Here is a 9,069-nt window from a genome sequence, read left to right as displayed (position 1 = left end):
TGTCTGTATGGGCGCGCGTCGGCTACAGGCCGACGTCTCTGCTGCGGAAGTCCTCCAGCGACTCGCGCCGCACCAGGAGGCGCGCGTGCCCCTCGGCCACGGCGACCACCGGCGGGCGTCCGACGAGGTTGTAGCCCGACGCCATCGACAGGTGGTACGCACCGGCCACCGGCACGCCCAGGATGTCCCCCGGCCGCACGTCGCCCGGCAGTTCGATGTCGGAGGCGAGGACGTCGCCCGCCTCGCAGTGCCTGCCCACGACGGTCACCGGTGCGGAGGGCACCGTGGAACGCCTGCCGATCAGGCGCGGCACGTACCGCACGCCGTACAGCGCGGGCCGCGGGTTGTCGCTCATCCCGCCGTCCACGGCGACGAAGGTGCGCCCGCTGGTGCGCTTGACGGCCAGCACGCGGTAGAGGGCCACTCCCGCGGGGCCCACGATGGCGCGCCCCGGTTCGATCAGCAGCCTGGGCACCGTAAGGCCTGCCGCCGCGCAGCTCCCGATCAGCTCGGCGCGCACCTTGCGGGCGAGCGTGGTGATGTCGAGGGCTTCGTCGCCGGGGCGGTACGCGACGCCGTGGCCGCCGCCGAGGTCCAGCTCGGGGAGCGTGACACCGTGCTGGTCCTTGATGCGGGCCATCAGGCCGACCAGTCTGCGCACGGCGGCGATGAAGGGCTTGTCGGTGGTGATCTGCGAGCCCAGGTGGCAGTGCAGGCCGGTCAGTTCGAGGCCGGGCTGGTCGATGATGCGGGCGATGGCGTGCTGCGCCGAACCGTCGGTGATCGACAGGCCGAACTTCTGGTCGTCGGTCCCGGTGCGGATCTTGGCGTGGCCGCCCGCCGCGATGCCCGGCACCACCCGGACCATCACCTTCTGGCGGCTGCCCGGGGGCACGGCCGCGGCGAGCCTGGCGATCTCGGAGGCGCTGTCGATGACGATGCGCCCCACGCCGAGCCGCAGCGCGGCCTCCAGGTCGTGCGGGCTCTTGGCGTTGCCGTGCAGCACGATGCGCTCGGCGGGGAAGCCCGTGGTGACGGCGAGCTCCAGCTCCCCGGCGGAGCAGACGTCGAGGCCGAGCCCTTCGTCCGCCACCCAGTGGGCCATCGCGCGGCACAGGAACGCCTTGGCCGCGTAGTGCACTTCGGCGCCGGGGAAGGCGTGCAGGTAGGTGCGGCAACGTGTCCGTACGTCGCCTTCGTCGATCAGGTAGGCCGGGGTGCCGAAGCGCTCGGCGATCTCGGTGAGCGGTACGCCGCCGATGGCGAGGTCGCCGTGGGCGAGACGCGCGGTGGACGCGGGCCAGACGGACAGGTCGTCGTCGGCGGTGGCATCCGGGGTCACCGGTTCGTGCAGGGTGGTCATGGGCAGGGTCTCTCTTCGCCTCGTCCTGGTGCGTGGTCCTGGTCCTGGTTCTGGCCCTGGTCCTGGCACCTGGTTGTTGTCCTGTTCCGCTTTCGCGGCCTCAGCCGATCCAGGTGGTCAGGGCGCCGACCAGCGCCGCCGCCCCGGTGACACGCAGCGCTCCGACCGCCTGCGGGTCCCACTCGCGCCAGGCGCGGGTACGCCGCTCGGGCGCGCCGACGGGGTGTGCGGCGAGCCGCGGGTCGACGGTGACTTCGTGGACGCCGAGCGGCTCGGTGAGGGCCCGCAGCGCGGGTTCCGAGAGCCTGATCCAGGCCTGGCGGGCGCCGAGGGCCGCGCCGAGGCGCTGCGGGGTGGTGAACGCGACGGCGGTACGGCCGCCGACGGGTGTGCGGAACAGGCGGGCGACGCAGCCCGCGGGTCCCGGCCGGACGGGGACGAAGAGCGGTCCGGCCGGGCCGGGTTCGGAGGGCTCGGGGTCCTCGCCGCACTGGAGCTCTGCCATGGGGGATTCCTCCTTGAGGATCCTGTTTTGTTCGGGATCGTTCGTGTCACTCGTGTCGCTCGTGGCATCGAGTCGCTCGTGGCGTTCGTGTCCTTGGTGACGCTATGCCCGGCACCGGGTGCCTCCCGCCCCTCCATGACGCGATGTTGACGCTGACGGGGCCCGCGCTGACACGACGCTGACGCGGCCGAACTGCGGCGGATCACCCGGAGATCACCCTCGGCGTCTCCAGGACTCGCGTGGATGCGTCACACTCCGATGACTGAGCCGCGCAGGCCGCCCCGGGCGCCCTGCGCCGCATCACACTCTGGAGGACCGTCCCGTGATCCAGCTTTCGCCCCGCAAGCTGCCCGCGCTCGCCCGCTGGTTCCCCGCCGGGGCTCCCGGTACCGCCTCCTTGCCCGAGCACGCCTTCACCACCGGTGTGGGCACGTGGTGGGCGGACCAGGCGTTGAATCCCCGGGTCGTGGCGGTCAGTTGCGCGGGGCACGTCCTGCTGCGCGGCGCCCCGGAAGCCGTCGACCCCGCTGGGCTCGCTCCCTTCGCCGGCAGCCACGTCGAGGCCCTGGCCCGGTTCCTTCCCGTGCTCGGCGCCGCGTTCGAGCGCATCGTGCCCGCCGAGCGCATGCTCTACGTCCACGCCGAACCGGCGTCCGCGTCCACCCCCGCGCCGCCGCGGGACACGACCGTGCGCCGCTTGGTCGGCACCGACGCGCCCGCGCTCGCCGCGCTCACCGAGGGGGTTCCCGACACCGCCTGGATCCACGACAGTTGGGGCGGCGCCGAGGGTCTCGCCGCTTCGGGCCACGGCTGGGCCGCCTTCGACCGGAACGGCCGGATCGCCTCCGTCGCCTGCGGCTACTTCGCCGGGGACGCGTACGAGGACGTCGCCGTCGTCACCGCGCCCGAGCACCGCCGCGAGGGCCTCGCCCTGGCCTGTGTCACCGCCCTGTGCGGGGACATCGCCGCCCGGGGCCGCACCGCGAGCTGGTCCTGCGCGCGCGACAACCGGCCGAGCCGGCTGCTCGCCTGGACGGCGGGGTTCCGGCTCCAGCGGGAGTACGTCCATTACGTCACCGGGAGAGCGTCCGTGCCGTCCGTGCCATCCGTGCGGCCCGCGCCGAAGACGACGACACCACTCCCCTGGACGGCGGTCCCCGCGACCACCGTCGGCCCGCTCCCCCGCCCCACGCAGCCCCTGCCGCTGGACAGCGCGCCCTGACCGGCCCGTGGGCCCCGTGAGGTCGGCGAGGTCCATCAGGCCCGCGTATGAGTCCTCGTACGCCGCGTCAGTACCGCGTCAAGGTTCGGCGCGGCGCAATCGCCCTCCCGCCGGGGTCCCTAGCGTCGCCTTCATGTTCATGGCCCGACGCCTGACGCGCCCCGAACGGCGCGCCCCCGGCGACCCTACGAAGCCGCGGCCCACGGAACACCGGCCGTGGACGCACGACAGCACCTGGGCCGGTGACGCCCGCTCGGCGGCGGCCTGCTCCCTCCTGCTCTTCGGGCTGCTGCTCGCGCTCGACGCGGCGAGCTGGCGGCTCACCGCCGGGCGCGCGTCGTGCTGGCTGGGGCTCGGCGTACTGCTGTTCGCCGTGCTGACGCCGCCGCGCGTGGCCGCGTACGACATGACGCTCGTCTCGCGCGGCCCACTCCGCGCCCGGTCGGTGCGGCTCGACCGGCTCGTGGCGGTGCGCCGGTGCGACGGCATCTCACCGCGGCTGGCCCTGCGGGACGCGTCCGGTGGCAAGGTCGTGCTCGACCCCGAGGTGCTCGTCGTCAATCCGGCGCTCTGGCACCTCGTGGCCGAGGGCGCCCGCGTGTCGGTCGCCAGGGGCTCGCTCCGGTGCGGGGCGACCGCGCTGCGACGCCTCTCGGAACGGATCGACCGCGCCGCGGCCGAGGGCGTCTTCAAGGCATCTGGCCTGGAGTGATGGCCGGGATGGCGCCGGAGAGGGAGCCACGGGGCCCAGCCCCGCCCCGCCGTAGCCGCCCGCCCGGTCGCGATCAAGAGCGTCCGGGAGAGGCCAAGGTCACAGCCCTAAACGGCACCGGGTGCCAGGGGTTCCGCCCTAGCATCATGCCCATGACGGTCCTGCCTGACGACGGGCTTTCCCTGGCCGCCGAGTTCCCTGATGCGACCCATGAGCAGTGGCAGCGCCTGGTGGAAGGCGTGCTGCGCAAATCGGGTAAGGACGTATCGGGGCCGGCCGCCGAGGAAGCGCTGTCCACCGCACTCGAGGACGGGCTCAGCACCCGCCCCCTGTACACCTCCCGAGAAGCCGCGCCCGACGCCGGTTTCCCGGGCTTCGCCCCCTTTGTCAGGGGCGGTACCGCCGCAGGCAGTGCCGCGGCCGGCTGGGACGTACGACAGCGGCATGCGACCGCGGACCCCGCCGGTACGAACGAGACCGTGCTCGCGGACCTGGAGAACGGCGTCACCTCGCTGTGGCTCGGCGTGGGCCCCGGCGCGCTCCCGGTGTCCGGCATCGAGCGCGCCCTCGACGGCGTCTTCCTCGACCTGGCGCCCCTCGCCCTGGACGCGGGCAGTGAAGTCGGGCCCGCGGCAGCTGAGTTGTTCCGCCTCTACGAGGAGCGGGGCATCGCCAAGGACGCGCCGCACGGCACCCTCGGCGCGGACCCCCTCGGCCACGAGGCCCGCACCGGTGAGCGGCTCGACCCCGCCGCCGCGGTCGCACTGGCCCGGCGGTGCGAGCAGGAGTACCCCAACCTCCGCGCGCTGACCGTCGACGCCCTGCCTTACCACGAGGCGGGCGGCTCGGCCGGGCAGGAGCTCGGCGCCTCGCTCGCCACGGCGGTCGCCTACCTGCGCGAGCTGACCGAGGCCGGGCTCACGGTCGAAGCGGCCTGCGCCCAGCTCGAGTTCCGGTACGCGGCCACCGCCGACCAGTTCCTGACCATCGCCAAGCTCCGGGCGGCGCGGCGGCTCTGGGCCCGCGTGGCCGAGGTCTGCGGAGCGCCGGACGCGGGTGCCCAGCGCCAGCACGCCGTGACCTCGCCGGTGATGATGTCGCGCCGCGATCCGTGGGTGAACATGCTGCGGACGACGGTGGCCTGCCTCGGCGCGGGCGTCGGCGGCGCCGACTCCGTGACCGTCCTGCCCTTCGACCACTCGCTCGGCCTGCCGGACGCGTTCGCGCGCCGCATCGCCCGCAACACCTCGACGATCCTCCTGGAGGAGTCGCACCTCGCCCGCGTGATCGACCCGGCGGGCGGCTCCTGGTACGTGGAGCGGCTCACGGACGAACTCGCCCACGCGGGCTGGGAGTTCTTCCAGGAGATCGAGCGCGCGGGCGGCCAGGCGGCGGCCCTGCGCTCCGGCCTGATCGGTGAGCGCCTCGCCGCCACCTGGGCCAAGCGCAGCGAGAAGCTGGCCAAGCGGCGCGAACCGATCACCGGCGTCAGCGAGTTCCCGAATCTGACGGAGCGTACGGTCGAGCGCGCGGCCTCGCCCGCCGAGGCGACCGGCGGCCTGCCGCGCGTGCGCCGCGACGAGGCGTACGAGATCCTGCGCTCGCGCTCGGACGCCCATCTCGCAGCGACGGGCGCTCGCCCCAAGGTGTTCCTGGCCGCGATCGGCCCCGCCGCCGCGCACACCGCGCGCGCCTCCTTCGCCTCGAACCTCTTCCAGGCGGGCGGCGTCGAAGCCGTCCACGACCCGGTGTCGGTGGACGCGACGACGGCCGCCGACGCCTTCAAGGCCAGCGGAGCCGCGGTGGCGTGCCTCTGCTCCAGCGACGCGCTCTACGAGGAGCAGGCCGAGGCGGTCGCCGAAGCACTCACGTCAGCCGGCGCGCAGCGAGTGTTCCTCGCGGGTCGGCCCGCCGAGCACAGCGGTGTGGACGCGTACGTCTTCGCCGGTTGCGACGCCGTGTCCGTGCTCTCCTCCACCCTCGACCACATGGGAGTGGCGTAATGGCGATCCCCGACTTCTCCGGCGTCGGTCTGACGCCCGACGTCCCGTCCGAGGCCTCTACCGTCTCCAAGGACCAGTGGCGCAGCGCCGTCAAGGAGTCCACCGGCAAGGCCGACGACGACCTCCTGTGGGAGACCCCGGAAGGCATCGCGGTCAAGCCGCTGTACACGGGCGCCGACCTTGAGGGCCTCGACTTCCTGGAGACGTATCCGGGTGTGGCGCCGTATCTGCGCGGCCCCTACCCCACGATGTACGTCAACCAGCCCTGGACGATCCGGCAGTACGCGGGCTTCTCCACCGCCGAGGAGTCCAACGCCTTCTACCGCCGCAACCTCGCTGCGGGCCAGAAGGGCCTCTCGGTCGCCTTCGACCTGCCGACCCACCGCGGCTACGACAGCGACCACCCGCGGGTGACGGGTGACGTCGGCATGGCGGGCGTGGCGATCGACTCGATCTACGACATGCGTCAGCTCTTCGACGGCATCCCGCTGGACAAGATGACGGTGTCGATGACGATGAACGGCGCGGTGCTTCCCGTGCTCGCGCTGTACATCGTGGCCGCCGAGGAACAGGGCGTGGCTCCGGAGAAGCTGGCCGGGACCATCCAGAACGACATCCTCAAAGAGTTCATGGTCCGCAACACCTACATCTATCCGCCCAAGCCCTCGATGCGGATCATCTCCGACATCTTCGCGTACACCTCGCAGAAGATGCCGCGCTACAACTCCATCTCGATCTCCGGCTACCACATCCAAGAGGCGGGCGCGACGGCCGACTTGGAGCTGGCGTACACCCTCGCGGACGGCGTGGAGTACCTGCGGGCCGGTCAGGAAGCGGGCCTGGACGTCGACGCGTTCGCGCCGCGGCTCTCCTTCTTCTGGGCGATCGGCATGAACTTCTTCATGGAGGTCGCCAAGCTCCGCGCGGCGCGCCTCCTGTGGGCGAAACTGGTCAAGCAGTTCGACCCGAAGAACGCCAAGTCGCTCTCCCTGCGCACCCATTCGCAGACGTCGGGCTGGTCGCTGACCGCGCAGGACGTGTTCAACAACGTCACCCGTACGTGCGTCGAGGCGATGGCGGCGACACAGGGCCACACCCAGTCGCTGCACACGAACGCCCTCGACGAGGCGCTCGCGCTGCCCACCGACTTCTCCGCGCGCATCGCCCGCAACACCCAGCTGCTCATCCAGCAGGAGTCGGGCACGACGCGGACGATCGACCCGTGGGGCGGCAGTGCGTACGTCGAGAAGCTGACGCACGACCTGGCGCGCCGCGCCTGGCAGCACATCGAGGAGGTCGAGGCGGCGGGCGGCATGGCGCAGGCCATCGACGCGGGCATCCCGAAGCTGCGCGTCGAGGAGGCCGCGGCGCGCACGCAGGCGCGGATCGACTCGGGGCGCCAGCCCGTCATCGGCGTGAACAAGTACCGCGTGGAGACCGACGAGCAGATCGACGTCCGCGCGGTCGACAACTCCTCCGTACGCAACCAGCAGATCGCCAAGCTGAAGCGCCTTCGCGAGGAGCGCGACGAGACGGCCTGCCAGGACGCGCTGCGGGCGCTGACGGAGGCGGCCGGGCGGAGCCCCGGTCCGGGTCTTGAGGGCAACCTCCTCGCGCTCGCGGTCGACGCGGCCCGTGCGAAGGCGACGGTCGGCGAGATCTCCGACGCCCTGGAGACCTCGTACGGGCGGCACGCGGGGCAGATCCGTACGATCTCCGGTGTGTACCGCACCGAAGCAGGCTCGTCCCCGTCCGTGGAGCGCACCCGCACGCTCGTCGGGACCTTCGAGGAGGCCGAGGGGCGCCGTCCGCGCATCCTGGTCGCCAAGATGGGCCAGGACGGCCACGACCGCGGCCAGAAGGTCATCGCCACCGCCTTCGCCGACCTCGGCTTCGACGTGGACGTCGGCCCGCTCTTCCAGACCCCGGCGGAGGTCGCGCGCCAGGCCGTCGAGGCGGACGTGCACATCGTCGGCGTCTCGTCGCTCGCCGCCGGGCACCTCACGCTCGTACCGGCGCTGCGCGCGGAGCTCGCCGCCGAGGGCCGCGAGGACATCATGATCGTGGTCGGCGGTGTGATCCCGCCGCAGGACGTGCCGACCCTCCTCGAGATGGGCGCGGCGGCCGTCTTCCCGCCCGGCACGGTGATCCCGGACGCCGCGTACGACCTGGTGAAGCGGCTGGCGGCCGACCTCGGCCACGAGCTGTGAGCATGGCGGCGCCGAGGATCGACATCGACGCGTACGTCAAGGGCGTACTCGACGGGAAGCGGGCGCAGATCGCACGGGCGATCACGCTCGTCGAGTCGACACGGCCCCAGCACCGGGTCCTGGCCCAGGATTTGCTGACCCAGCTGCTTCCGCACAGCGGGCGGGCGCGGCGGATCGGCATCAGCGGGGTGCCCGGCGTGGGCAAGTCCACGTTCATCGACGCGCTCGGCACGATGCTGACCGGACTCGGGCACCGGGTGGCGGTGCTCGCCGTCGACCCGTCGTCTTCCCGGACGGGCGGCTCGATCCTCGGCGACAAGACGCGGATGGAACGCCTCGCGGTGGACCCGGCGGCGTTCGTGCGCCCGTCACCGACCGCCGGGACGCTCGGCGGGGTCGCGAAGGCGACGCGCGAGTCGATCGTGGTGATGGAGGCGGCGGGCTACGACGTGGTGCTCGTGGAGACGGTGGGCGTGGGCCAGTCGGAGACGGCGGTCGCGAACATGGTCGACTCGTTCCTGCTGCTCAGCCTGGCCCGCACGGGCGACCAGCTGCAGGGCATCAAGAAGGGCGTCCTGGAACTGGCGGACGTCCTCGCCATCAACAAGGCGGACGGTCCGCACGAGCGTGACGCGCGCTCGGCGGCGCGTGAACTGGCGGGCGCCTTGCGGCTGATGCACCCGGCGGACGCCGCGTGGACGCCGCCCGTGCTCAGCTGCAGCGCGCGGGAGTCCAGCGGCCTCGACGAGGTCTGGGACCGCCTGGAGCAGCACCGCACGCTCCTGGACTCCACGGGCCGCCTGGCGGCCAAGCGGCGCGACCAGCAGGTCGACTGGACGTGGACGATGGTGCGGGACGAGCTGCTCGACCGGCTGCGGGGCCACGAGGCCGTGCGGGAGCTGGCCCCTGGCCTTGAGCAGCGGGTGCGGGAGGGCACGTTGACGGCGACGATGGCGGCGGAGCGGATTCTGGGGGCGTTTCAGGGGGGCGGCTAGAGGGGTGTCCTACGTCGAGGATGTGCTGCGGGGTATTCGGGTGGGTGGGAAACATCCGC

General features: G+C 72.8%; 7 protein-coding genes. 5 read left to right on the top strand and 2 right to left on the bottom strand.

The window, feature by feature from the left end; genetic code table 11:
- Positions 1–22 precede the first annotated feature (22 nt).
- Positions 23–1,363, bottom strand: coding sequence for a diaminopimelate decarboxylase (gene lysA, locus ACFUPX_RS14970; RefSeq protein WP_383321049.1), 1,341 nt, complete (start codon positions 1,361–1,363; stop codon positions 23–25).
- A 100-nt stretch (positions 1,364–1,463) separates the two neighbouring features.
- The gene (locus ACFUPX_RS14965; RefSeq protein ID WP_383321046.1) at positions 1,464–1,868 is read right to left on the bottom strand and encodes an SAV_915 family protein; all 405 of its coding nucleotides are present in this window, start codon (positions 1,866–1,868) and stop codon (positions 1,464–1,466) included.
- A gap of 322 nt (positions 1,869–2,190) precedes the next feature.
- On the opposite strand from ACFUPX_RS14965, the gene ACFUPX_RS14960 reads away from it, so the two are divergent.
- From ACFUPX_RS14960 to meaB, 5 genes are all read left to right on the top strand, one after another.
- Positions 2,191–3,090, top strand: coding sequence for a GNAT family N-acetyltransferase (locus ACFUPX_RS14960; protein ID WP_383321043.1), 900 nt, complete (start codon positions 2,191–2,193; stop codon positions 3,088–3,090).
- Between the two features lie 133 nt (positions 3,091–3,223).
- On the top strand, positions 3,224–3,802 hold the full coding sequence (locus ACFUPX_RS14955) for a hypothetical protein (protein WP_383321040.1): 579 nt from the start codon (positions 3,224–3,226) through the stop codon (positions 3,800–3,802).
- A gap of 152 nt (positions 3,803–3,954) precedes the next feature.
- Positions 3,955–5,805, top strand: a complete 1,851-nt coding sequence (locus tag ACFUPX_RS14950) for a methylmalonyl-CoA mutase family protein (protein ID WP_383321037.1) — start codon at positions 3,955–3,957, stop codon at positions 5,803–5,805.
- Positions 5,805–8,015: a methylmalonyl-CoA mutase gene (gene scpA, locus ACFUPX_RS14945; RefSeq protein WP_383321034.1), complete on the top strand. Its 2,211-nt coding sequence runs from the start codon at positions 5,805–5,807 to the stop codon at positions 8,013–8,015. Before ACFUPX_RS14950 ends, scpA begins: the two co-directional genes overlap by 1 nt.
- Positions 8,016–8,017: 2 nt before the next feature.
- Positions 8,018–9,010 carry a methylmalonyl Co-A mutase-associated GTPase MeaB gene (meaB, locus tag ACFUPX_RS14940; RefSeq protein ID WP_383321031.1) on the top strand — a complete coding sequence of 331 codons (993 nt, stop codon included), beginning with the start codon at positions 8,018–8,020 and terminating at the stop codon, positions 9,008–9,010.
- The last annotated feature ends 59 nt before the right edge of the window (positions 9,011–9,069 follow it).

The sequence above is a fragment of the Streptomyces sp. NPDC057302 genome, from assembly GCF_042667685.1.
Classification (GTDB): Bacteria; Actinomycetota; Actinomycetes; order Streptomycetales; family Streptomycetaceae; genus Streptomyces.
The sequence above is the reverse complement of the archived record's forward strand: the minus strand, read 5'-3'. Positions and strand labels throughout refer to the sequence as shown.

Bases quoted from the DNA above. Each gene is read 5' to 3' on its own strand.
- scpA (WP_383321034.1), top strand. From the start codon at position 5,805: ATGGCGATCCCCGACTTCTCCGGCGTCGGTCTGACGCCCGACGTCCCG.
- meaB (WP_383321031.1), top strand. From the start codon at position 8,018: ATGGCGGCGCCGAGGATCGACATCGACGCGTACGTCAAGGGCGTACTC.
- ACFUPX_RS14965 (WP_383321046.1), bottom strand. From the start codon at position 1,868: ATGGCAGAGCTCCAGTGCGGCGAGGACCCCGAGCCCTCCGAACCCGGC.
- lysA (WP_383321049.1), bottom strand. From the start codon at position 1,363: ATGACCACCCTGCACGAACCGGTGACCCCGGATGCCACCGCCGACGAC.
- ACFUPX_RS14950 (WP_383321037.1), top strand. From the start codon at position 3,955: ATGACGGTCCTGCCTGACGACGGGCTTTCCCTGGCCGCCGAGTTCCCT.
- ACFUPX_RS14955 (WP_383321040.1), top strand. From the start codon at position 3,224: ATGTTCATGGCCCGACGCCTGACGCGCCCCGAACGGCGCGCCCCCGGC.